The sequence below is a fragment of the Photobacterium arenosum genome (assembly GCF_014841115.1).
GTDB classification, from domain to species: Bacteria; Pseudomonadota; Gammaproteobacteria; order Enterobacterales; family Vibrionaceae; genus Photobacterium; species Photobacterium arenosum.
Genome location: NZ_JACYTP010000002.1, coordinates 1 through 21,814, shown reverse-complemented (window position 1 = coordinate 21,814; position 21,814 = coordinate 1). Strand labels below are relative to the sequence as shown.

Below are 21,814 nucleotides of genomic sequence, written 5' to 3'. Positions count from 1 at the left end.
CGTCACAACCTTCTAGTAACGGTAATCACAAGTAACTGTGGGTTATCTGATTGAATATGAACCTGAAACCCATGATTCAACAAATAGCGTGGTATATCTTTTCTTGAGCCGGCATCACAGATATGTATCTCCAACGGCTGCCCGGCTTTGAGCAGACGGCAAGTGCGCTTTGCCGTCAGTAAGGCCAGCGGGCAACGGGTATCGGTTAAATCCAGCTTAGGTATTTCCATTCTCAGGCACAGGCGGTTATTATCCAACAAGTTATTGTAAATAACATTATGACGACAAGAAAGAAACACCCTGGAGCTTTTGTTGTCATACCTGTAAGCGCGCAGATTGATTAACTGCAAATCCCGCAGCAACCGGAATATCAACATACGAATGAAGATGATCACCTTTTCTAAGCTTCGATTTGTCAAAAAGCCAGTTTGTTTGCTGCTGTGTGCTCTGCTTAGCACAGTGCCAGTGAGCTGGGCTGAGGCTTCTTTGGAAGATCTGCCCGAGATCGGAACAACGGCCGCCGCGACACTGACCATCGAAAAAGAGCTGGAGTACGGTGATGCTTATATGCGCTTGCTGCGAGCCAGTAAACCTATCATTAATGACCCTTTACTGTCCGAATATGTCAAAGATCTGGGGCACAGATTAGTGGCCAATGCGCAGGATGTGCGCACTCCGTTTGAGTTTTTTCTGATTCAGAACCGGGAAGTGAACGCCTTTGCTTTTTTTGGCGGCCACGTTGCCCTGCACAGCGGACTGTTCTTGCATGCCCAAAGTGAAAGTGAGCTGGCCTCTGTGATGGCGCACGAAATTGCCCACATCACTCAGCGCCATCTGGCCAGAAGCATGGAAGATCAAGCCAAGAAATCACCTGCCACTATGGCTGCTCTGATTGGCTCACTCATGCTGGCGATTGCCTCACCGGAAGCAGGTATTGCTGCCATGCAGGCGACCACCGCCGCCTCAGTGCAAGGCCAGATAAACTATACTCGCAGCAATGAGATGGAAGCAGACCGCATTGGCATTGCGACCTTAGCCAAAGCCGGGTTTGATGTTCAGGCTATGCCGGGCTTTTTTGGCCGTTTAGCCGACCAGTACCGATACGCCAGTACGCCACCTGCTATGTTGCTGACTCACCCATTACCGGAATCCCGTATTGCTGATACCCGAAGCCGCGCTGCTCAGTATCCGCCTCGCCGTGTAGCCGTTTCGGAAAACTATCTGCTGGCTCAGGCCAGAATCATCGCGCGATATGCCAATCTGGACAGCCGAAATGCGCTGGACTGGTTCAACCGCAAAGGAAAAGAGGCACGCGGCGCCACCCTGATGGCAGTAAATTACGGCAAGGCTGTAGTGTATATGGACAGCGGAAAATATGACCAGGCACGTGAATTGCTGATGCCGCTGCTGCAGGCCGAGCCAGGTAACCGTTTCTTTATTGATTCTGCAACCGATTTAGATTTGTTCCAGAAACGCTATGACAGTGCCATTAACCGGTTACAGCACGCGCTTAAGTCCAACCCGGAAAATGCCGTCCTCAGGCTCAACCTGGCCCACGCCCTCCTTGAAGCAGGCCGGGCGAAAGACAGCCTGTCGCTGTTAAGCCGCTTTACCTATGATAATCCAGCCGATATCAACGGCTGGGGGATGCTGGCCGAGGCTTATGCCGGCATCGGACGCAGAGACGGTGAGCTGGCAGCACGTGCGGAAGTAATGGCATTACGCGGCGACTGGGAAAAAGCGATCCAGAATTATATTCAGGCCAGCCAGATAGTCGATGTCGGCTCGCTGGATCAGGCCAGATATGACGCACGCATCGATCAGCTGCGTCTGGCACGAGCCAGATTTGCCGATCTCTGATCAAAGCGGCACGTCACCTTAATATCCGTTATTTAGCCCGCTGATTCTGGCGGGCTTTACCTTAACAACTTTACCTAACAATTAGATACCGACAATCCTGGAGCTATTATGTCTGTCACTATTTATCACAATCCACGCTGCTCAAAAAGCCGGGAAACTTTAAACCTGCTTGAAAGCAAAGGCATCCAGCCAGACATTATTAAGTATCTGGAAGAGACGCCTTCCGCTGAGCAATTAGCCGAGCTGCAGCGAAAGCTGGGATTTGACTCTGCCCGCCAGATGATGCGCACCAAAGAAGACATCTACAAAGAACTGAATCTGGCCGACGACTCAGTCTCTGAGCAGGCGCTGCGTGACGCTATGGTTGCCCACCCCAAACTGATTGAGCGCCCTATCGTGGTCAAAGGTGACAAAGCGGCGCTTGGCCGTCCGCCTGAGCAAGTACTGGATATCCTCTGATGCTGCCCATTCTGGTGCTCTACTATAGCCGCCATGGCAGCACCCGCCAGCTCGCCAGACAGATAGCACGCGGCATTGGCCAGATTGAGGGGTGTGAGGCGGTACTGCGTACCGTCCCTGAGATACGTGCAAACGGCGAGCTGGAAAACGCTCAGGACAACGGCGATCCCTTTGTGACTGTCGCTGATCTGGAGCAGTGCCAGGGGCTGGCCCTGGGCAGCCCTGTTCGCTTTGGCAATATGGCCGCGCCACTGAAACACTTCATCGACAGTACCAGTGCGCAATGGCTCTCGGGCAGCCTGATTGGCAAACCTGCCTGCGTGTTTACCGCATCGTCTTCAATGCATGGCGGACAGGAGACAACACTGCAGTCCATGCTGTTACCGCTTCTGCATCACGGCATGCTGGTATTAGGACTGCCTTACTCCGAACCACTGCTGCATACCACCCAGTCTGGCGGTACTCCCTATGGTGCCTCACACCTCAATCAGAACGACGGACTGACACCAGATGAAGCCGCTCTGGCGCAAGCGTTAGGCAAAAGGCTGGCACAAACGGCCAGGCAATTACATCAATAAGTATTATCCAGTCGCACCTGCGCAGTTTTAGGATACGGATACCAATATGAAACCGATGAGCCCTTCAACACAGAAATTACGCTACTTCGCACTGACAGCCAACCTGTCTCTGCTACTGTGGGTTTTTCTGTGGCAGAGCGTGATTTCGCCCCACCCGCACCTGAACAACTATGTGGTTGCCGGGATGTGGATACTGCCTTTGCTGCTGCCTCTCAAAGGAATGCTGCAAGGTAAGCCTTACACCCACGCCTGGGCAAACTTCATTCTGATGTTCTATTTTCTGCATGCCCTGACGCTGCTTTGGATTGACGGCGGAGAGCGCTGGCTGGCCTTGATTGAACTCGGACTGGCCACCGCGGCTTTTTTCGCCAACATTCTGTTTGCACGGACACGGAGCCGGGAATTGGGCAACAAGCTTAAAAAACTGTCTCAGGTTGAGCGGGAAGAGCGGGAAGCCCACGGCGATAAGTAAAGACAATGAGATGAAAAAAGCCCCCGGCACTCAGCCTGGGGGCTTTTTTACGATAATTTTCTGCAATAGTATCAGGCGTTTGGGTTCCAGTAATACAAACCGATGCTGGATGTTGCAGCCTGAGTGCCAGACACATCCAGCTGAGACAAGGGCTCAGACGCCGATCCTTCTCTGGAGGTCGGCACTATCATACCTTCCTGCTTCGCTGGAGTTGTATCCTCTGCGGATTGATTATCAAAGGCGACATCACGCACCAGCGACGCAGCCGGCTGTGCCTGAATCCTGGGTTCCATACTCAACTCGCGGGCAAACACCTGTTCGTTGCTCAACAGCTGAATCGCAAAGCGGACCTTATCACCCTGCAAATGGCTGGCATTCACAGAGGCCACTGAGCTGAGATCTTTCAGCAGTTTCTCAAGCTGAAAAAAGTCTTCAACCCGGCGCACATTAGCCACGTCAATGGCAAAACCGCCTTCGGTGGCACCACCCAGCTGCACGGCATAGCGTGATGCCAGATTGTCGGCAACCTGATCCATCATCGCCGTAATGGCCGCCACACTGTCTCCACTGTTACGCCCCTCGAGTGATGCTGAGTTGCCATCCAGCATGGCTGCCGGTGAACTCGGATACAGTTGCCAGGCCAGCTGCATGCTGTCGCTGCGACGCTGAACACGCGCAATCAGTACTGCATCGGGCTGATAACGAGTGCTGGCATTCGCAATTGGCTGCGAAAATCCGCCCCACAAATCCGGCACACTAATAGCGGTCACGTCCTGAAAATCACCGATGGGCAGCAGCACTGGCACACCACGGTGCGCCGCCGCCAGGTTCAGACTAGCTTGCAGGCTATTACCGGACTGATCCCACACTATCGCGCGATCACGATTAGCCTCTTCCACCAGCCAGACAAGCACAGTGGGTCGTTGCTCGGACCAAAACGTGGCACTGGCCTGAGTCAGCAGTGTACGGATTTTCTCGCTGTCAAAACTGATTTCCAGCACCGGCTGTCCCTGCTCATTGCCGTAACCCAGCTGGCTGACATAAGAGCTGCTGTTTTCCAGCGCTTTCCGGATGACGTCATTGCTGACGATGTCTCGCTGCCCGGACACTTTCACCAGCACTTGTTGTAAGGCGGCAACCCGTGCGGTTCGCTCCGTTTGCCGGTCGGAATCAGGCAGAGGCACCTGCGCCTGATATAAAGTATTCACTGTAGCCGCCTGCAGCGGCAAAGCCATGAGCGCTACAAGAAAAAAAGCAACACGCCACATAAATCACTCGTCGAATATCATTGTAAATAAAGGATGAGAATCATCCTGTTGTGAGAGTTATGACTGCAGTGAGCCATAACCTGACGTCAGCAAATTGACAGGGCTCACTATACCTTAGCTAGCGACAAATGACGTTATTTACCATAAAAAAATACCAAAAACGGGGACAAGTTAGCTTTCTTTCTTCAGACAGATTAACCTTGCATCAGAGGTTCTCGTCCTGAACAAACTTACTACGCGTATCGCAAGATGAAATCATAGACAGTCCGCCAGCTTTAGCCTTTCACGCCACACTAATAACAAGACTATAAAATTAATATTCAGGATCATTGGGGAAACGTTTGCGCTTGTGCTAGCATTGCGCGATTTTTTTATACCAAGGGAGATTCGTGACAATGATGCAGATATTACAAGGTGTGCAGATGCTTTTTGTAGCATTTGGTGCGCTGGTTCTGGTGCCGCTTTTAACCGGACTGGATCCCAACGTCGCGCTGTTCGGCGCCGGTATCGGCACCTTACTTTTCCAGGTCATCACCAAACGCAGTGTCCCCATCTTCCTTGCTTCCTCTTTTGCTTTCATTGCTCCCATCCTTTACGGCGTCCAAACCTGGGGGATCCCTGCGACACTCGGTGGCCTGATGATGGCCGGGGTGATCTACCTGATCATGGCCAGTGTGATTAAAGTCCGCGGGGTCGGCATTATCCATAAACTGCTTCCGCCTGTGGTGGTCGGCCCCGTCATCATGGTGATCGGGTTAGGGCTGGCACCTGCGGCAGTCAACATGGCGCTGGGAAAAAGTGGTGATGGCGCCATCCAGATTGTAAACGGCGATGTGGCTTTGTGGATTGCCAGTATCTCGCTGCTCGTGACTATTCTGGTCAGCGTACTCGCCAAAGGCATTTTCAAGCTCGTGCCTATCATCTCAGGTATTCTGGCCGGTTATGCCACCAGCCTGGCATTCGGTGTGGTCGATTTCACACCGGTACAGCAAGCAAGCTGGCTGGCCATGCCGAATTTCACCATGCCAGAATTCAATATCAATGCCATTCTGTTCATGATCCCTGTGGCGATTGCCCCGGCTGTTGAACACGTCGGTGACATGCTGGCCATTTCGAATGTGACGGGCAAAGACTATCTCAAAAAACCGGGTCTGCACCGCACCATGGCCGGTGACGGCGTGGCAACCATTGCCGCATCCATGTTTGGCGCGCCGCCTAATACCACTTATTCAGAAGTCACAGGTGCCGTTATGCTGACCAAAGCATTCAACCCGGCCATCATGACCTGGAGCGCTGTCACTGCCATCATTCTGGCTTTTGTCGGTAAGCTGGGCGCCACACTGCAAACCATACCTGTGCCTGTGATGGGAGGTATCATGATTTTGCTGTTCGGCTCTATCGCGACAGTAGGGCTGAATACTCTGATTAAGCATCAGGTCGATCTGCACAAATCACGCAATCTGGTGATTGTGGCTGTGACTCTGGTGTTCGGTATTGGCGGTATGGCGTTTGGCATTGGCGAATTCAGCCTGCAGGGCATCAGCTTGTGCGGTATCGTTGCCATTGTCCTGAACCTGGTGCTGCCGAAAGACTTGGGTGAAAGCAAAGTGGTGGATAATGCACAAATGGGTTCTAACGACGTCTGATCCCATTATTCTGAGCCAATAGACAGAGTCAAAAAAACCGGCGAACTGCCGGTTTTTTTATGCGCGTTAACTGCTGTTACTTAGTACCAAAGATTTTGTCACCGGCATCACCCAGACCTGGGACAATATAGCCTTTATCGTTCAGCTTCTGATCGATAGCCGCTGTGTACAGCTCTACATCCGGGTGCGCTTTCTCAAGAGCCGCAATGCCCTCAGGCGCTGCCACCAGCACCAGCACTTTAATGGCATTACAGCCGTGCTCTTTCAGCAAATCAATAGTGGCAATCATAGAACCACCGGTCGCCAGCATAGGATCAACCACCAGCGCCATACGCTCATCAATGTTTGATGCCAGCTTATGGAAATAAGGCACAGGCTCCAGCGTTTCCTCATCACGATAAATACCGACAGTACTGATGCGGGCACTTGGCATATGTTCCAGCACACCGTCCATCATACCCAGGCCGGCACGCAGAATCGGCACCACTGTCACTTTCTTACCTTTGATTTGATCAACCTCAACCGGGCCATTCCAACCTTCAATGGTAATTGTCTCTGTTTCGAAGTCAGACGTCGCTTCATAAGTCAGCAGGCTTCCCACCTCTGTCGCCAGCTCGCGGAACCGCTTGGTGCTGATGTCGGCTTCACGCATCAGGCCAATTTTATGCTTCACCAGCGGATGTTTTACCTCAACGACTTTCATCTTGGACTCCTACACAACAAAATTTCAAAAAAATCGATCTATTATACACTAGTCCATAGTCTTACAGGTAGGGAATAGCAGCTTATCTGCTTAGCATTCCTCCACCAGGAATATTTGACGCAAACGTTTTCCTTTCCGCCCTGACTGCTGTTATCATACTGCGGATTTTGCGATTTAACCGGTGAGGATCTGTTGTGAGCGGTAATCATTCTTCTCTTAGTTACAAAGATGCAGGTGTCGATATTGATGCAGGGAATGCCTTGGTTGATCGAATCAAAGGTGTAGTCAAACGCACAACTCGTCCTGAAGTCATGGGTGGTCTGGGTGGATTTGGCGCCCTGTGCTCACTGCCGACCAAGTACAAAGAACCTGTACTTGTTTCTGGCACAGACGGGGTAGGAACCAAGCTGCGTCTGGCGATGGATCTGAAAAAGCACGACACCATTGGTATCGACCTGGTCGCCATGTGTGTGAACGATCTGATCGTACAGGGTGCAGAACCACTGTTTTTCCTCGACTACTATGCAACGGGTAAGCTGGACGTAGACACAGCAGCAAGCGTAGTGAGCGGTATCGGTGAAGGTTGTGTACAGTCTGGCTGTGCATTGATCGGTGGTGAAACGGCAGAAATGCCGGGCATGTACCATGGTGAAGATTACGACGTAGCCGGATTTTGTGTCGGTGTCGTGGAAAAGTCTGAGATCATCGATGGCACCAAAGTGAAAGCAGGCGATGCACTGATTGCCGTCGCATCCAGTGGCCCGCACTCAAACGGCTATTCTCTGATCCGTAAAATCCTTGAAGTGTCTCAAGCCGATCTGACTCAGGATCTGGAAGGTAGACCTTTAGCTGACCACCTGCTGGAGCCAACCCGCATTTACGTGAAATCCGTACTGAAGATGATGGAAAGCTGCGAACTGCACGCCATCTCTCACATTACCGGTGGCGGTTTTTGGGAGAACATCCCACGCGTACTGCCACAAGGTACAAAAGCGATCATTGATGGCAAAAGCTGGGAGTGGCCGGCTGTATTCAACTGGCTGCAAACCGCGGGCAATGTGGAAACGCATGAAATGTACCGTACCTTTAACTGTGGTGTTGGCCTGGTCATTGCCCTGCCTCAGACACAGGCGGAGCAAGCTGTTGCCCTGCTCAACGCTGAAGGTGAGAGCGCCTGGCTGCTGGGAACCATTGCGGATGCTGCCGAGGGTGAAGCCCAGGTGGAGATTCGCTAAACAATGAAAAACATTGTTGTCCTCATATCAGGCAGCGGCTCTAATTTACAGGCCATCATAGATGCCTGTGAAAACGGCGTGATAGATAACGGCCGCATTGCAGCCGTTATCTCCAATAAATCGGACGCCTACGGGTTGGAGCGTGCGCGACTGGCCGGTATTTCGACGGCCCATCTCGCTGCAAAAGATTACGCCGACCGCGACAGCTTTGATCGCGCGCTGGCAGATCTCATCGATGGGTATCAGCCGGACTTAGTGGTGCTGGCTGGCTACATGCGTATCCTGAGTGGCGACTTTGTCAGTCACTACCATGGCCGTATGCTGAACATCCACCCCTCCCTGCTGCCTAAGTATACCGGTCTGCACACTCACCAGCGTGCGCTGGATGCCGGCGATCAGGAACACGGCACCAGTGTGCACTTTGTCACGGAAGAGTTAGACGGTGGCCCGGTTATTCTGCAAGCCAAAGTGCCGATTTTTTCAGATGATACGGCTGAAGATGTTATGGCGCGGGTTCAGCAGCAAGAGCACAGAATTTACCCATTGGTGTGTCAGTGGTTCCTGCAAGGACGAGTGATCATGCAAGATGATGCTGCCTTGTTGGACGGCAAACGTCTGCCACAACAGGGTTACGCCTCAGAAGAGTGATCTTTCAGGTGCTGAATACAAGAATGCGGCTATAGAGCCGCATTTTTTATATCCAGAAAACAAGGTTAAGTTAGTGACGGCGGGGGATCTTCCGGTACGTCCAGCACGCGCTTATTGATCAGTTCGCCATAATGGAATACCGCAAATTCGCCCGTTGCCATTTTGTGCCAGCGCTCATCATTAGTCAGCGGCTGAGTCGCAATCACAGTCACCACATCATTCGGTGTGGTCTCTTTCTGAAAATCAATGGTGACATCTTCATCAATCAGCGAAGCTTTGCCAAAAGGTGCCCGCCGGGTGATCCAGTGCAGGTTATTAGTACAATAAGCCAGTACAAACTCACCATCACTGAGCAGCATGTTATATACACCGAGCTTCCTCAGCTCATCGCAACACTCAGCCACCACCTCAAAAATCTGGCTCCAGTCATCCGGTGGCTGAGGAAATTTGCTGTCAATCTGATTCATCAACCAGCAAAAGGCAATTTCACTGTCTGTATCTCCGACTGACTGATAGCGCCCCGCTTCCAGGGTTTCATACCCTGTCAGCTGGCCATTATGTGCGAAGGTCCAATAGCGTCCCCATAGCTCACGGGTAAAGGGATGGGTATTTTCCAGACACACCCCACCCCGGTTCGCCTGTCTGATATGGCTGATCACTGCACAACTTTTAATCGGATACTGTTGCACCAACTCAGCAATTTTAGAATGGCAACTGGGTTTGGGATCTTTGAATGTACGAAACCCTTTACCCTCATAGAAGGTAATGCCCCAGCCGTCTGCGTGCGGGCCTGTGCGCCCACCGCGTTGCATCAGACCGGTGAAACTGAAACAAATATCAGTAGGTACGTTGGCACTCATGCCAAGCAATTCACACATGTTTCCTTGTCCCTCAGTCAGGTTACCGAATTACTCGGCCCCTTCCATTTCCTTTTCAACCAGCATGATAAGAATATGGATGATCTTAATGTGAATTTCCTGAATACGATCAGCATAACCAAAATGCGGCACACGAATTTCCACATCCGCAATACCGGCCATTTTGCCGCCGTCTTTGCCTGTCAGTGCAATCACTTTCATGCCTTTCGCTTTTGCCGCTTCTATGGCCTTCAAAATATTCGCTGAATTACCGGACGTTGACAAACCAAACAGTACATCGCCTTTCGCACCAACCGCTTCCAGGTAACGGGAAAACACATATTCATAACCAAAGTCGTTACTGACACAAGACAGATGGCTGGGATCAGAGATCGCAATGCCCGGATAGCCAGGACGGTTATCCCGGTAACGGCCCGTCAGCTCTTCGGCAAAATGCATCGCATCACAGTGCGAGCCGCCGTTGCCGCAGGACAAAACCTTACCGCCTTGTTTGAAAGAATCTGCCAGCAGCTTCGCGGCAGCCTGAATATCCGCCAGATTTTTTTCATCGCTGATGAATCGGTTCAGTACGTCCGCCGCTTCAGTCAGTTCGGCACGAATGAGATCTTGGTACATAGGCTTTTCTCTGTGATTTGTTGTGTAAAGCAAGGAATTCCCTGCCGGATATGCCCTGACAGGCAGTTTACCCACAAACACTAGGAAGTGTCGACTGACCGGGCAGCAATTGCAGTGATTTTCCCCTCATATCAGCGTCCCGGCGAACAGGGAAACCGATTTCCTGCCACTTTTTCCGCCTTTTTGTCGCCCCTGTCCTCCAATGGCGATGAGAACCTACTCAGCAAAATCAAAAAAAGATTTTTACATTTCGCTAAAGATTACCTTACAATCAAATCAAGTGGTATGACCTCTTACCCGAATACAGAACTCACTAAAAATACCCTAAGGGAATATCTCTAATAAGGAGAAGAAACAATGGCTACACTCGTGTACCTGCTGGGGTTGTTGGGGATAACCGGAGTGCTCGCTTATCACAGAGCCAGCCTCAGAACCTTCACCCTTGTTTTCGCCGTAGCGCTTGCTGTTGGTACTGTGCTGGATATCACCGGCGAATACAGCTGGCTGGCTTTCCTGATTATTGCATTGCCGCTGAATCTGCAGGCAATCCGTCAGAAATTACTCAGCAAACCGGCACTGAAAGCCTTCAAAGGCGTGATGCCGGAAATGTCGCGGACGGAAAAAGAAGCGATCGACGCCGGCACTGTCTGGTGGGAAGCGGATCTGTTTCGCGGCGCGCCGGACTGGAACAAGCTGCATGATATTCCTGCACCACGCCTGAGTGCAGAAGAGAAAGCCTTCCTGGAAGGCCCGGTCAATGAAGTCTGCCGCATGGTCAATGACTTTGAAGTCACTCATGACATGGCCGATCTCCCTCCGGAAGTCTGGCAATACCTGAAAGACAAGAAATTCTTTGCCATGATCATCAAAAAAGAGTTTGGTGGCCTGGAGTTTTCGGCTTATGCGCAATCACTGGTGCTGCAAAAGCTGTCCAGTGTGTCTATGGTGATGTCATCAACCGTTGGCGTGCCTAACTCATTAGGTCCGGGCGAGCTGCTGCAACACTACGGTACAGAAGAGCAGAAAAATCACTACCTTCCTCGCCTCGCGGCAGGCAAAGAAATTCCCTGTTTTGCTCTGACCAGTCCGGAAGCAGGCTCTGATGCCGGCGCGATTCCAGATTTCGGTATTGTCAAAAAAGGCCAGTGGCAGGGCGAAGAAATCCTGGGTATGGAGCTGACCTGGAACAAGCGTTATATCACGCTGGCTCCCGTGGCCACGGTTCTGGGTCTGGCTTTCAAGCTGTACGATCCAGAGCATTTGATGGGCGATGAAGAAGAGCTGGGTATCACCTGTGCCCTGATCCCGACGCATTTAGACGGCGTGAAGATAGGTCGCCGCCACTTCCCACTCAACGTGCCGTTCCAGAATGGTCCGACTCAGGGCGATAAAATCTTCGTTCCGCTGAGCTACATCATTGGTGGTCAGGAAATGGCAGGGCAAGGCTGGCGTATGCTGGTGGAATGCCTGTCGGTTGGCCGCGGTATCACACTGCCATCAAACACCACAGGTGGCCTGAAAACAACAGCCCTGGCAACCGGCGCCTACTCACGTATCCGTCGTCAGTTCAAGCTGCCTATCGGTAAGATGGAAGGTATTGAAGAGCCGCTGGCACGTATTGCCGGTAATGCTTATGTGCTGGACGCTGCCAGCAGCCTGACTGTCTCCGGTATTGATCTCGGTGAAAAGCCGTCGGTTATTTCTGCCATCGTGAAATACCACTGTACTCACCGCAGCCAGCGCGGAATCATAGACGCGATGGACATCATCGGCGGTAAAGGCATCTGCCTGGGTCCAAGTAACTTCCTGGCGCGTGGCTATCAGGGGGCACCTATCGCGATCACTGTGGAAGGCGCCAATATCCTGACCCGCTCCATGATTATTTATGGTCAGGGTGCCATTCGCTGTCATCCCTATGTGCTGACAGAAATGAATGCCGCCTACAACGAAGACCAGCGTCAGGCACTGATCGACTTTGACGATGCGCTGTTTGGGCATGTTGGCTTTGTGATCAGTAATTTGATGCGCTCATTCTGGCTGGGCCTGACCGACGGTCGCGGATCTTCTTCGCCGCGTAAAGACGCCACTAAACGTTATTACCAGCAATTGAACCGCTACAGTGCCAACATGGCTTTGCTGTCTGATATGTCCATGGCTGTTCTGGGTGGCTCACTGAAGCGTAAAGAACGCCTGTCGGCGCGTCTGGGTGATATCCTGAGCCAGCTGTATCTGGCTTCTGCAACCCTGAAACGTTATGCCGATGACGGCAGTAAGCAAGAAGATCTGCCGCTGGTTCACTGGGGCCTGCAGGATGCGCTGTATCAGACCGAGCAAGCCATCGACCAGTTCCTGCGCAACTTCCCTAACCGTGCCGTTGCCGGGCTGCTACGCGTGCTGATCTTGCCACGTGGTCTGTCTCGTGTTCAACCTAGCGACAAACTGGATCACAAGCTGGCCGTTATGCTGCAAACACCAAGTGAAACCCGTGACCGGTTAGGCCGCGGCCAGTTCCTTGAAGCCATTGAGACTAACCCCGTGGGTATGATGGAAGAAGCGCTGAAAGACATTCTGGCTGCTGAGCCTTTATACGACCGAGTGTGCCAGGCTGCAGGTAAAAAACTGCCGTTCATGCAGCTGGATAAAGTGGCCGACACCGGCCTGGAGTTGAAAGCTATCAACGAAGATGAAGCTGAGCTGCTGCGACGTGCTGAAACTGGTCGTCTGCGCACCATCAATGTGGATGACTTCGACCCCCAGCGTTTAGTCGCAGGCATGGCCGATACGCAGAAAAACATTGAAAATGCTGCGTAACTATTTGCTTACGTATCTGCCTGCTTGCGTAAACACATCTGCTTGTTGAAAGCACAAACCAAAAGGGAAGCATTGCGCTTCCCTTTTTCTTTTCATCTGATTCGCTGGCCTGATTAGTATAAAGCCGAGTTCAGGATTCACCGCACCTTTCCTTTACGCGGCTAGACTTTGACATCCGGTGGTATTTCCAATTTAGGCGCTTCCGGTTCTGCAGCAACCGGTTTTGTTCGCCTTTTTCTCAGCATCACAAAGACAAGCGCCATCAATACCATCACACCGTTACCCGCCAGAATCACCTTCCATGCCTGACTGCGGGCGGCCAGTTGTTCCTCAAGTCGCTGTTTTTCAGCTTCAAGTCTGGCTTTTTCTTCTTGTCGGGCACGGTACTCTGCCAGGTTCTTATCTAATTGCAGAACTGACGTAATGGCAAAATGACTTTTCTCTAACGGGAAAACCAAAGGCCGCTTTTGATAAGTATCCGTAGCATACACCCACCCAGACCAGGCATAGCTTCCAGGCTGTTGCAGGTTAGGAACGGCAACGTCCACATTGGTTGTCTCTGGCTGAGACTGTTCCTGGCTGATAGTCACGCTGCCATCCGGTGCATCCTGCTCAACATGCACCGACACAGAGCCCGGCTCAATCATGCCTTCATCAGAGGTCACCACCAACTTATGGGAATCTTCCTGCGCTCTCGCCTGAATGAAGGTGGATAATACCGGTGGCGGGTAAACCATGACCTGCTGCTCATGAGTACGGAGAAAAATACCATTGCCAGAGGTGATATTCACCCGGTATCGCCCCGGCTGGATATGTACCGGCAGGGCGACGGTGAACACACCGTCTCCGGGGGCTTCATCAAGATTCAGCCCATCATCGGCAAACTCGCCCAATGACAGAGGGGTGGGCAAAGCATCTTCAGATTGCGTTTCAGGCTCGTCCACATATTCAAAGAAGTTCACCGACATCTTGACGCTGTCGAGAAAATCCCGGTCAGTGAGCAACTCACCATCTTGTGTCAGGCGAGCAGTGAATTTGTAAGATTCGCTCTGATATAATCTTTCCGGCAACGGTGCCACATCCAGCTTCAGGTTTGAAAGCACCTTGACCTGATTCTTATCACTGACCCGGCCAACCGCCTGCCAGGGGCCCGGCATCGGGTTTTCAATCGTAATGATGTCCCTGCCCGGTTCTTCGTGCCAGGCGACATTATCCGGATGCCGCCACGGATAGTATTTCTCCCCGTCCGGCCTGACCAAGACCACATTCTGGTTCTCGGATTCTCTTTCTACCACGAAGGCCACTTGCTTGATGGTAGGATCAACCCGGAATCGGTTGTCCAGCCAGGACGCAGCCTGCACGCTTTGCGTACCAAGCAGCACCGGGATCAATGTAGACAGTAACGCTAGCCTTCGCATGCTTCTCCTATCGACGCCAGAGTGTGACGTCACCTTTTTTCTCGATGATATCTAAACGCGCTTCATGCGCTTCTAGTTCATCGGCAGAAGCACGGATAATCTTTAATGTTTTCCTTCCCGAGGCAAGACGACGTATCCCGCTTTCTGAACCGCTGTCACTTTCTTCACCGGCGGCATTTAATGCCAGTGAGGTCTGCCCGCCCGTCATCATCAGATAAACGTCGGCCAGGATCTCAGCATCGAGCAAAGCGCCATGCAGCGTACGGTGAGAGTTATCAATACCGTAGCGCGAACAAAGTATGTCCAGATTGTTGCGTTTACCCGGGAAGATTTTCTTCGCCATGTCCAGGGTATCGGTCACCGAGCAAAAGTCGGTGGTTTTTCCGATAGAAGGATCCAGCTTCCTGAATTCATAATCCATGAAGCCGATATCGAAGGGGGCGTTATGTGCGACCAGCTCAGCACCGCGGATAAAATCCATGAACTCGTGATGGATGTCAGCATAAGACGGCTTATCGCGCAGAAAATCATCCGTAATACCATGAACGGCAACGGCTTCTGGATCAATCGGCCGATCCGGTTTGATGTAGACGTGAAAAGTCCGTCCGGTGAATTTTCGGTTAACGATTTCCACAGCACCGATTTCAACGATGCGATGCCCTTCATAGTGAGGGCCGGTCATATTCATACCTGTGGTTTCGGTATCAAATACAATTATGCGTTCATTGGTGGCTTTCATAGTATCGGTTATGTCAGACTAGAGTTTTAATAAAGATGAATACTACCAAAGATGACCAAGCAGGTAGAGATTTTCACCGACGGTTCTTGCCTCGGCAACCCAGGCCCAGGCGGCTATGGCACAATTTTACGTTATAAAGGCCATGTCAAAGAGCTCAATGATGGCTTCTTCATGACCACCAATAATCGCATGGAATTGTTAGCAGCCATAGTCGGACTGGCCAGCCTCAAAGAGTCTTGCGACGTTGATTTGACCACTGATAGCCAATATGTGCGTCAGGGTATCACACAGTGGATCCACAACTGGAAAAAGCGTGGCTGGAAAACGGCAGATAAAAAACCGGTCAAAAATGCTGATCTGTGGCAGCAGTTGGAACAGGAAACGCAACGCCATCAAGTCCGCTGGCACTGGGTAAAAGGCCATGCCGGCCATCCCGAAAATGAACGCTGTGACGAGCTGGCCCGCCAGGCGGCCGAATCCCCCTCGAAAGACGATACCGGTTACCAGGAAAGCTGACTGCTCTCAGTCGGTATTATCCCGACTGCTTCTTATTAGCCTGAGTGCGGCAATTCACACTGATTGGCGTGAGTTGTCGCCGCAGCTTCCAGCTTGGCTTGATCGGCTTGAGTGGAAAGGTTCGCTTTCTGGCCACAATCAGATAAATTCCGCCGACTCCGGAGAAGGAGCCCGATAGCATACTTTCTGCCCAGGCAGAAAACGCCGGATATCGGGTGGGCGGTAATATCGCCAGGTTTTCATGAAACACGACTTCGTAATTCAGCACCCCCAGCCAGTCTTTGACCCGGATAGGCATGAACATGCGTCCCGACCAAGGCGCACGTTTCCGGTTCCAGGGCAGCAGCCCCCGCATACCGTGCAAGCTCAGTGGATTAAAACCTGTGATCAGCAGATAGCCGTCATCGACCAGTACCCTGTCAACTTCCCGAAGCAGTGAATGGGGATCACCACAGAAATCCAGCTGATGCGCTAACACACAGGCATCAAAGGACTTTTCCAGAAAAGGTAATGCCATCGGATCGGCTTCAAGATTCCGAAGCGGATTATCGCGATCAATACAAACCTGATGGCGGATGTTACAATGGCCACTGACAAATTCGCAGCTCAGGCCGCCCAACTTCAGCATGTGGTAGCCAAAGAGTCTCGGCCACCATTCATCCAGCTGAGCCTGAAGCATTTGTGCCGCCCATTCTCCCTGAACCAGCTGAGACCAGGAATAGGGTGTGTCGATTTCTTTTATCGTGCGGGCTGGCTTCATAAATGATGACTCACACATCAAGGACTGGAGACAATTTCATGCTAACTATTAAGAGCATACCTGCATTTAACGACAATTACATCTGGCTAGTTCAAGGGCCGGATAATCGCTGCGTTGTTGTTGACCCGGGTGACGCCACTCCTGTTCTGGATTGCTTAAACACCAGCAATCTGACACTTGAAGCAATCCTGATTACCCATCACCATCATGATCATGTTGGCGGAATCAGTGAACTTAAGCGAGCTTTTCCTGCCTGTAAAATAGTCGGCCCCGGATCTGAGGCCATTCCCGGACTGACACAGTCTGTCGAAGATGGCGATCAGGTCGATATTTTCGACGAACGTTTCATGGTGTTAGGCTTGCCCGGCCATACCTCGGGACATATTGCCTACGTTGGCGATGGCAAACTTTTCTGCGGCGATACATTGTTCTCGGCTGGCTGTGGCCGCCTTTTTGAAGGCACAGCAGCCCAGATGTACAGTTCGTTACAAAAATTAACCGCATTGCCAGACGAAACTGAAGTTTTCTGTGCGCATGAATATACCAGTAGTAACCTGGCCTTTGCGTTAGTTGCTGAGCAGGATAATCCTCACCTGCAGCGTTACCGTGAAGAGGTCAGTCAGCGACGTGCCCGTGGAATAAGTACGATTCCAACGACTTTAGGGCTGGAAAAACGCGTCAATCCGTTTTTACGTTGTGATCAGCCAAGTATCAAAAAAGCTGTTTCAGATAAAGCGGTTAACGACAGTGACCTGGAAACCTTCGCAGCCCTCAGACGTTGGAAGGACAATTTTTGAAGGACGGTCACTTGTAACCAGCACCTTTCGCCAAGTATTATCACCTGCGATTTTGGCTAAAGGCAGGTTACATGAAATACCGATTTTTTTTAGCGAGTGCGCTGCTTCTGGCTGGTTGCCAAATAACAGGAAATTCTCAACAAGAGCCTGTGGCAACTAATCAGGAAAGTTCAGCTGCAGCGCAAAATAATAACAATACAGATACAGGCACAGCAGACAAGCCAGTGACCGCATTGGATACACCAATGGCTGATGTTGCGCCGCCGGCACCCGTGGTGACACCACAGGAACAGGATGATGCATGGCAACGCATTGCCATGCAGCTCAAGCTCGATGTCCCGGATAACAAACGTGTCAATTACTACCGCAACTGGTATCTTCGCCACCCCGGGCATCTCACTATTGTCGCTTCACGTGCAGAACCCTTCCTCTACTACATTACTGACGCCGTCGAAAAACGTGGCATGCCGCTGGAATTGGTACTGCTGCCTATCGTAGAAAGCTCATTTGATCAGTTTGCCTATTCACATGGCCGCGCGGCCGGTTTGTGGCAAATCATCCCAGGTACTGGCCGTCAGTTTGGCCTGAAGCAAAACTGGTGGTACGACGGCCGTCGTGATGTCGTCCAGTCAACCGAAGCTGCCCTTGACCTGCTTGAGTACCTCAACCGCCGTTTCGATGGTAACTGGCTTCATGCTCTGGCCGCTTATAACTCAGGAGAAGGCAGAGTATTCCGGGCGATTCGTGAAAATAAGAAAGCCGGTAAACCTACAGACTTCTGGTCACTGGATCTGCCCAAAGAGACCAGCGGATACGTTCCCAAGCTGCTAGCTGTTGCTGACATTGTCCGTCATCAAAGCAAATACGGCGTCGATATTCCCTTCATTGCCAATGAGCCTGCGGTTGAAACCGTCGATCCAAAAACCCAAATGGATCTAGCCATGGCCGCTAAATATGCAGGACTTTCTCTTTCGGAACTGAAATCGCTCAATCCTGCTTATAATCAGTGGGCAACAGCCCCCGAAGGTCAAACGCATCTCCTGCTACCGGTCGCTAATGTCGCGACGTTCAATCAATCCTTTGAAGAGAATGGCCGACAGGGCATGAAAGTCGTGCGCTACCAGGTCAAAGCCGGGGACAGCCTGAGCGTACTGGCCAAGAAGCACCATACCTCGGTTGATCTTATTCAGCGGGCTAACAAAATGGCAGGTTCAGGCATCAGAGAGGGTAAGTATATTCTTATCCCTGTTGCTATGAATGGTGAAAATGCATTTCCAAGCCTGACCGAAGTTCGCTCCCAGGTTAGCCATGGCAGCGGATACCGCACGATTTACAAGGTGGAATCCGGTGATAGTTTGTGGACCATCGCGAAAAAGCAGAAAGTCAGTATTAAAGAGCTGATGAAGTGGAACGGCTTAAGCAAGCAATCAACGCTTCGCGTCGGACAGAAGCTGAACATCTGGAAAACCAGCCAAAACGGCGGTGTGATCAGAACGGTTTATTATGAAGTCCGAACCGGTGACAACCTCAGTGCTATCGCGGATCGGTTCAATGTAAAATTGGCAGATGTGATTAAATGGAATCAACTGGGGAGCCAAAAGTACCTCAAGCCGGGTCAAAAACTGAAGCTGTTTGTTGATGTCACTAAGGTGAGCGTATGATGCCGTCCAGCAATCCATTTATCGCTTTACTGGACTTGTTTCGCTCACCGGTAGATTGCTTTACTGCATTGCACCAGCGCCCTAAATGGGCGCTGTTACCTTATCTGTTATTGATACTCACCCCCTTTGGTTTGTGGGGCAGTTACTTTAATCAGGTCGATTTGGCCTGGCTGCAAGACACACTTCGCAACCAGTTAGCCCAGCTTACGGAAGAAAATCAGCTTGATTGGCTATCACGGGAAGTGCTGCTTGCAGGAGAAGTGTTCAGTGATATTTTCGGTCGCACTGCCAACCTCCTGCTTCTGGCACTTTGGTTGAACCTGGCGACCAAGAACAGTAAAGCACCGCAAAGTTTCGGCAAGTGGCTGGCTGCAAGCTGCTTTATTATGCTACCAACTCTGATTGGCGATCTGGCCAGCTATCTGAATGTGCTGTTCAACCCATCGCAAGTACTGCCAAACGCCGCTGATTTGAACAGCCTGAACGCTTTCATCAAACTGCCGATGAATCATCCCTGGGCCGCTTTTGCCTCTAGCATTCCTTTGCTTGCACCTTGGTATATTGCGCTTAGTTATATAGCAGTCAGCCTGTGGTGTGGTATCGAGCGTGCCAAAGCCATTGTTATTGCTACATTACCTTGGTTACTGGTCGTTACTGTTTGGCCCCTTTTGATTCTAACAGCCTGAAACGGGCGATGATTGGATGATGATCTGAGGCATCGGTTCCCGGTGCCTCAGCCTGTTCCAGTTTAAGGCCACGATAAAATAAATGATCAAGTGGCCAACCTAGAACCCGGGTACGCAGGTCTTTATCAAGGGTAACTTCATGCAGACCCAACTCTTCAATAAAACGGGTCACCACAGCCATACGCTCTTGCCGCCAGGTATTAAAGTCGCCTGCCAATAATACCGGTCCCTTGGCTTGTTCAAGCTGTTCTGACAAAGCGTTAAACTGTGCCCTGTATTCGTCCAGTCCCCACGCAAAATTTATCCCATGCAGATTCACCACCGTCAGCTGCTGCCCATTCGTCAGCGGGAATCTGGCTAGCAACGCAGACTTTGGAATACGCAACCAGGGTTCAACAGCCAGATAAGCGCATGTCTGTGCCGCCTGATGGCGCGAAAGGTTCATCACGCCCGCAGGCGTATCCAGAAAAGCAAACGCATTTGCCATCGTGACCTGCCATGGACTCTGCGCCAGATAGTGACGAAAAGACTCACTCAGCTTGGCTTCCTGGATCAACACCAGATCACTGTCTGCACTGAATGTTTCCAGTGCTGTCTGCCAAGTGTCACGTTGCTGTTTATAGATATTCCAGACTGTAACCTGAAGCATTCCATTCCGATCAATGGCCGCTTTCGGCTTAGCATCAAGACAATGAATACTATACTGTTTTCCCTGCACTGCGTCTGTCACCTGCGCTTGATCAGGGATATCAAATGAGTAATAGGTTCCGCCTCCGGCGACCAGCAGGGTTAAACCAACAACAATGGCGAGCTTTCTGAACATTCTGCACCTGCATCCATCTCTGATTTGACCATATTATCATCAGACATTTTCCACACCTAAGCGCAATTTCTGTAACTCAGATCCACTTAGAAGATAACACCCAAATACGACTCACAAATCTGTATCCATATACACTGACCGGACATATCAGAAACAACAAAGCCCCGTCCGGAGACGAGGCTTTTCAAAGTGGCAAAGGATGACGGACGATCGAACAGGCGCCTCAGCGGGCTGACGATCCAGCCGCCGACATCAGCGTAACACGCTGACTCTCAGAAACGACAAAGCCCCGTCCGAAGACGAGGCTTTTTATAAGTGGCAGGGGATGACGGATTCGAACCGCCGACATTCGGTTTTGGAGACCGACGTTCTACCGGGCTGAACTAATCCCCTGCAAGCTATTTCTAGCTAATAAGTGGCGGAGCGGACGGGACTCGAACCCGCGACCCCCGGCGTGACAGGCCGGTATTCTAACCAACTGAACTACCGCTCCGAAACTGGTTATTTTCAATGTGCTCGTCGTTATTCTGCATTCTTCACTCAGTCACATACTTTATGTATGCTCCTTCGTTCATCTTTTGAATGCCTTGAGCGCATCAAAAATTCCTGCGTTTCCCAGGAAATATCTTTCAAACAAAGTCTTACTCTTACAATGCTTTGTTTGAGTAATTTGTCGCTGTGCGATGACGATTTTAATGCGAGAAGCGCAGTGTACATTCAGTACATGAGCATCTCAACACTCAAAAGCGGCAAGCTACAGTAGACAAATTGGCAATTAAAGCCTGGCGATGACCTACTCTCACATGGGGAGACCCCACACTACCATCGGCGCTGCTGCGTTTCACGTCTGAGTTCGGCATGGGATCAGGTGGGTCCGCAACGCTATGGTCGCCAGGCAAATTCTGTTTGAAAACATCCCGCTGGTTATAAAGCTCGCTATCGGCGTTAAGTGGCTCTCTCGTTCGGTCATTTAGCGTACTAAACTCCCTCCCTCGACTCACAACTTGCCTTGCTATCAAGCTTTATCCCGGCGCTACCTGAGCAGGTGGGATATTTTCACAATTCTGGAAAGTTAACTAGTGTTCTCAGCACGACATTCAAGTGCTCATGGAGTCCGTAAAACCCCTTGGGTGTTGTATGGTTAAGCCTCACGGGCAATTAGTACAGGTTAGCTGAGCGCCTCACAACGCTTACACACCCTGCCTATCAACGTTCTAGTCTCGAACAGCCCTTCAGGAGGC

21 protein-coding genes, 2 tRNA genes and 2 rRNA genes are annotated in these 21,814 nt (G+C 51.3%); 12 read left to right on the top strand and 13 right to left on the bottom strand.

The window, feature by feature from the left end:
* Positions 1-2 precede the first annotated feature (2 nt).
* Positions 3-230 carry a sulfurtransferase TusA family protein gene (locus IFO68_RS03175; RefSeq protein ID WP_192015027.1) on the bottom strand — a complete coding sequence of 76 codons (228 nt, stop codon included), beginning with the start codon at positions 228-230 and terminating at the stop codon, positions 3-5.
* A gap of 157 nt (positions 231-387) precedes the next feature.
* On the opposite strand from IFO68_RS03175, the gene bepA reads away from it, so the two are divergent.
* From bepA to IFO68_RS03155, 4 genes are all read left to right on the top strand, one after another.
* Entirely contained in the window at positions 388-1,860 is a 1,473-nt protein-coding gene (bepA, locus tag IFO68_RS03170) for a beta-barrel assembly-enhancing protease (RefSeq protein WP_192015026.1), read from the top strand.
* 108 nt (positions 1,861-1,968) lie between these two features.
* Complete coding sequence (gene arsC, locus IFO68_RS03165) at positions 1,969-2,319, top strand: arsenate reductase (glutaredoxin) (protein WP_192014578.1); 351 nt, start codon at positions 1,969-1,971, stop codon at positions 2,317-2,319.
* Positions 2,319-2,897 carry an NAD(P)H:quinone oxidoreductase gene (gene wrbA, locus IFO68_RS03160; RefSeq protein ID WP_192014577.1) on the top strand — a complete coding sequence of 193 codons (579 nt, stop codon included), beginning with the start codon at positions 2,319-2,321 and terminating at the stop codon, positions 2,895-2,897. The genes arsC and wrbA overlap by 1 nt, the downstream gene beginning before the upstream one ends.
* Positions 2,898-2,943: 46 nt before the next feature.
* On the top strand, positions 2,944-3,369 hold the full coding sequence (locus tag IFO68_RS03155) for a DUF2069 domain-containing protein (protein WP_192014576.1): 426 nt from the start codon (positions 2,944-2,946) through the stop codon (positions 3,367-3,369).
* 71 nt (positions 3,370-3,440) lie between these two features.
* Here the strand turns inward: IFO68_RS03155 and IFO68_RS03150 are convergent, their stop codons facing one another.
* Entirely contained in the window at positions 3,441-4,577 is a 1,137-nt protein-coding gene (locus IFO68_RS03150) for a DUF2066 domain-containing protein (RefSeq protein WP_303460141.1), read from the bottom strand.
* 455 nt (positions 4,578-5,032) lie between these two features.
* On the opposite strand from IFO68_RS03150, the gene IFO68_RS03145 reads away from it, so the two are divergent.
* Positions 5,033-6,283 (top strand): uracil-xanthine permease family protein, encoded by a 1,251-nt coding sequence (locus tag IFO68_RS03145; protein ID WP_192014574.1) that lies wholly within the window; start codon positions 5,033-5,035, stop codon positions 6,281-6,283.
* A gap of 76 nt (positions 6,284-6,359) precedes the next feature.
* Here the strand turns inward: IFO68_RS03145 and upp are convergent, their stop codons facing one another.
* Positions 6,360-6,986: a uracil phosphoribosyltransferase gene (upp, locus tag IFO68_RS03140; RefSeq protein WP_192014573.1), complete on the bottom strand. Its 627-nt coding sequence runs from the start codon at positions 6,984-6,986 to the stop codon at positions 6,360-6,362.
* 194 nt (positions 6,987-7,180) lie between these two features.
* On the opposite strand from upp, the gene purM reads away from it, so the two are divergent.
* Together purM and purN are read left to right on the top strand one after the other, a co-directional pair.
* Complete coding sequence (gene purM, locus IFO68_RS03135) at positions 7,181-8,221, top strand: phosphoribosylformylglycinamidine cyclo-ligase (RefSeq protein ID WP_192014572.1); 1,041 nt, start codon at positions 7,181-7,183, stop codon at positions 8,219-8,221.
* 3 nt (positions 8,222-8,224) lie between these two features.
* Positions 8,225-8,869: a phosphoribosylglycinamide formyltransferase gene (gene purN, locus IFO68_RS03130; RefSeq protein ID WP_192014571.1), complete on the top strand. Its 645-nt coding sequence runs from the start codon at positions 8,225-8,227 to the stop codon at positions 8,867-8,869.
* A gap of 65 nt (positions 8,870-8,934) precedes the next feature.
* Here the strand turns inward: purN and IFO68_RS03125 are convergent, their stop codons facing one another.
* Positions 8,935-9,747: a class II glutamine amidotransferase gene (locus IFO68_RS03125; protein ID WP_192014570.1), complete on the bottom strand. Its 813-nt coding sequence runs from the start codon at positions 9,745-9,747 to the stop codon at positions 8,935-8,937.
* A gap of 30 nt (positions 9,748-9,777) precedes the next feature.
* The gene (lpcA, locus tag IFO68_RS03120; protein WP_120510134.1) at positions 9,778-10,362 is read right to left on the bottom strand and encodes a D-sedoheptulose 7-phosphate isomerase; all 585 of its coding nucleotides are present in this window, start codon (positions 10,360-10,362) and stop codon (positions 9,778-9,780) included.
* 357 nt (positions 10,363-10,719) lie between these two features.
* Between lpcA and fadE the strand changes: the two genes are divergently transcribed.
* The gene (gene fadE, locus IFO68_RS03115) at positions 10,720-13,173 is read left to right on the top strand and encodes an acyl-CoA dehydrogenase FadE (protein ID WP_192014569.1); all 2,454 of its coding nucleotides are present in this window, start codon (positions 10,720-10,722) and stop codon (positions 13,171-13,173) included.
* Positions 13,174-13,334: 161 nt separating this feature from the next.
* Here the strand turns inward: fadE and IFO68_RS03110 are convergent, their stop codons facing one another.
* Together IFO68_RS03110 and dnaQ are read right to left on the bottom strand one after the other, a co-directional pair.
* Positions 13,335-14,591, bottom strand: coding sequence for a TIGR03503 family protein (locus IFO68_RS03110; RefSeq protein WP_192014568.1), 1,257 nt, complete (start codon positions 14,589-14,591; stop codon positions 13,335-13,337).
* Between the two features lie 7 nt (positions 14,592-14,598).
* Positions 14,599-15,330 (bottom strand): DNA polymerase III subunit epsilon, encoded by a 732-nt coding sequence (gene dnaQ / locus IFO68_RS03105; RefSeq protein WP_192014567.1) that lies wholly within the window; start codon positions 15,328-15,330, stop codon positions 14,599-14,601.
* A 51-nt stretch (positions 15,331-15,381) separates the two neighbouring features.
* Here dnaQ and rnhA point away from each other — a divergent pair, with 51 nt between their 5' ends.
* Positions 15,382-15,846: a ribonuclease HI gene (gene rnhA, locus IFO68_RS03100; protein ID WP_192014566.1), complete on the top strand. Its 465-nt coding sequence runs from the start codon at positions 15,382-15,384 to the stop codon at positions 15,844-15,846.
* A 16-nt stretch (positions 15,847-15,862) separates the two neighbouring features.
* On the opposite strand, the gene IFO68_RS03095 is transcribed toward rnhA, so the two are convergent.
* Entirely contained in the window at positions 15,863-16,606 is a 744-nt protein-coding gene (locus tag IFO68_RS03095; RefSeq protein WP_192014565.1) for a methyltransferase domain-containing protein, read from the bottom strand.
* Positions 16,607-16,644: 38 nt separating this feature from the next.
* Between IFO68_RS03095 and gloB the strand changes: the two genes are divergently transcribed.
* From gloB to IFO68_RS03080, 3 genes are all read left to right on the top strand, one after another.
* On the top strand, positions 16,645-17,403 hold the full coding sequence (gene gloB / locus IFO68_RS03090; RefSeq protein ID WP_192014564.1) for a hydroxyacylglutathione hydrolase: 759 nt from the start codon (positions 16,645-16,647) through the stop codon (positions 17,401-17,403).
* A gap of 71 nt (positions 17,404-17,474) precedes the next feature.
* Positions 17,475-19,064, top strand: coding sequence for a LysM peptidoglycan-binding domain-containing protein (locus tag IFO68_RS03085; protein WP_192014563.1), 1,590 nt, complete (start codon positions 17,475-17,477; stop codon positions 19,062-19,064).
* Positions 19,061-19,750, top strand: a complete 690-nt coding sequence (locus IFO68_RS03080; RefSeq protein ID WP_192014562.1) for a YIP1 family protein — start codon at positions 19,061-19,063, stop codon at positions 19,748-19,750. The genes IFO68_RS03085 and IFO68_RS03080 overlap by 4 nt, the downstream gene beginning before the upstream one ends.
* Here the strand turns inward: IFO68_RS03080 and IFO68_RS03075 are convergent.
* From IFO68_RS03075 to IFO68_RS03055, 5 genes are all read right to left on the bottom strand, one after another.
* Positions 19,716-20,573: an endonuclease/exonuclease/phosphatase family protein gene (locus IFO68_RS03075; protein ID WP_192014561.1), complete on the bottom strand. Its 858-nt coding sequence runs from the start codon at positions 20,571-20,573 to the stop codon at positions 19,716-19,718. The two genes, IFO68_RS03080 and IFO68_RS03075, sit on opposite strands and share 35 nt — an antisense overlap.
* A 316-nt stretch (positions 20,574-20,889) precedes the next feature.
* Positions 20,890-20,966: transfer RNA gene (locus IFO68_RS03070), tRNA-Trp, on the bottom strand.
* Between the two features lie 23 nt (positions 20,967-20,989).
* Positions 20,990-21,066: transfer RNA gene (locus IFO68_RS03065), tRNA-Asp, on the bottom strand.
* Positions 21,067-21,353: 287 nt separating this feature from the next.
* Positions 21,354-21,469, bottom strand: a 5S ribosomal RNA gene (rrf, locus tag IFO68_RS03060).
* Between the two features lie 241 nt (positions 21,470-21,710).
* Positions 21,711-21,814, bottom strand: a 23S ribosomal RNA gene (locus IFO68_RS03055); the annotation flags it as partial.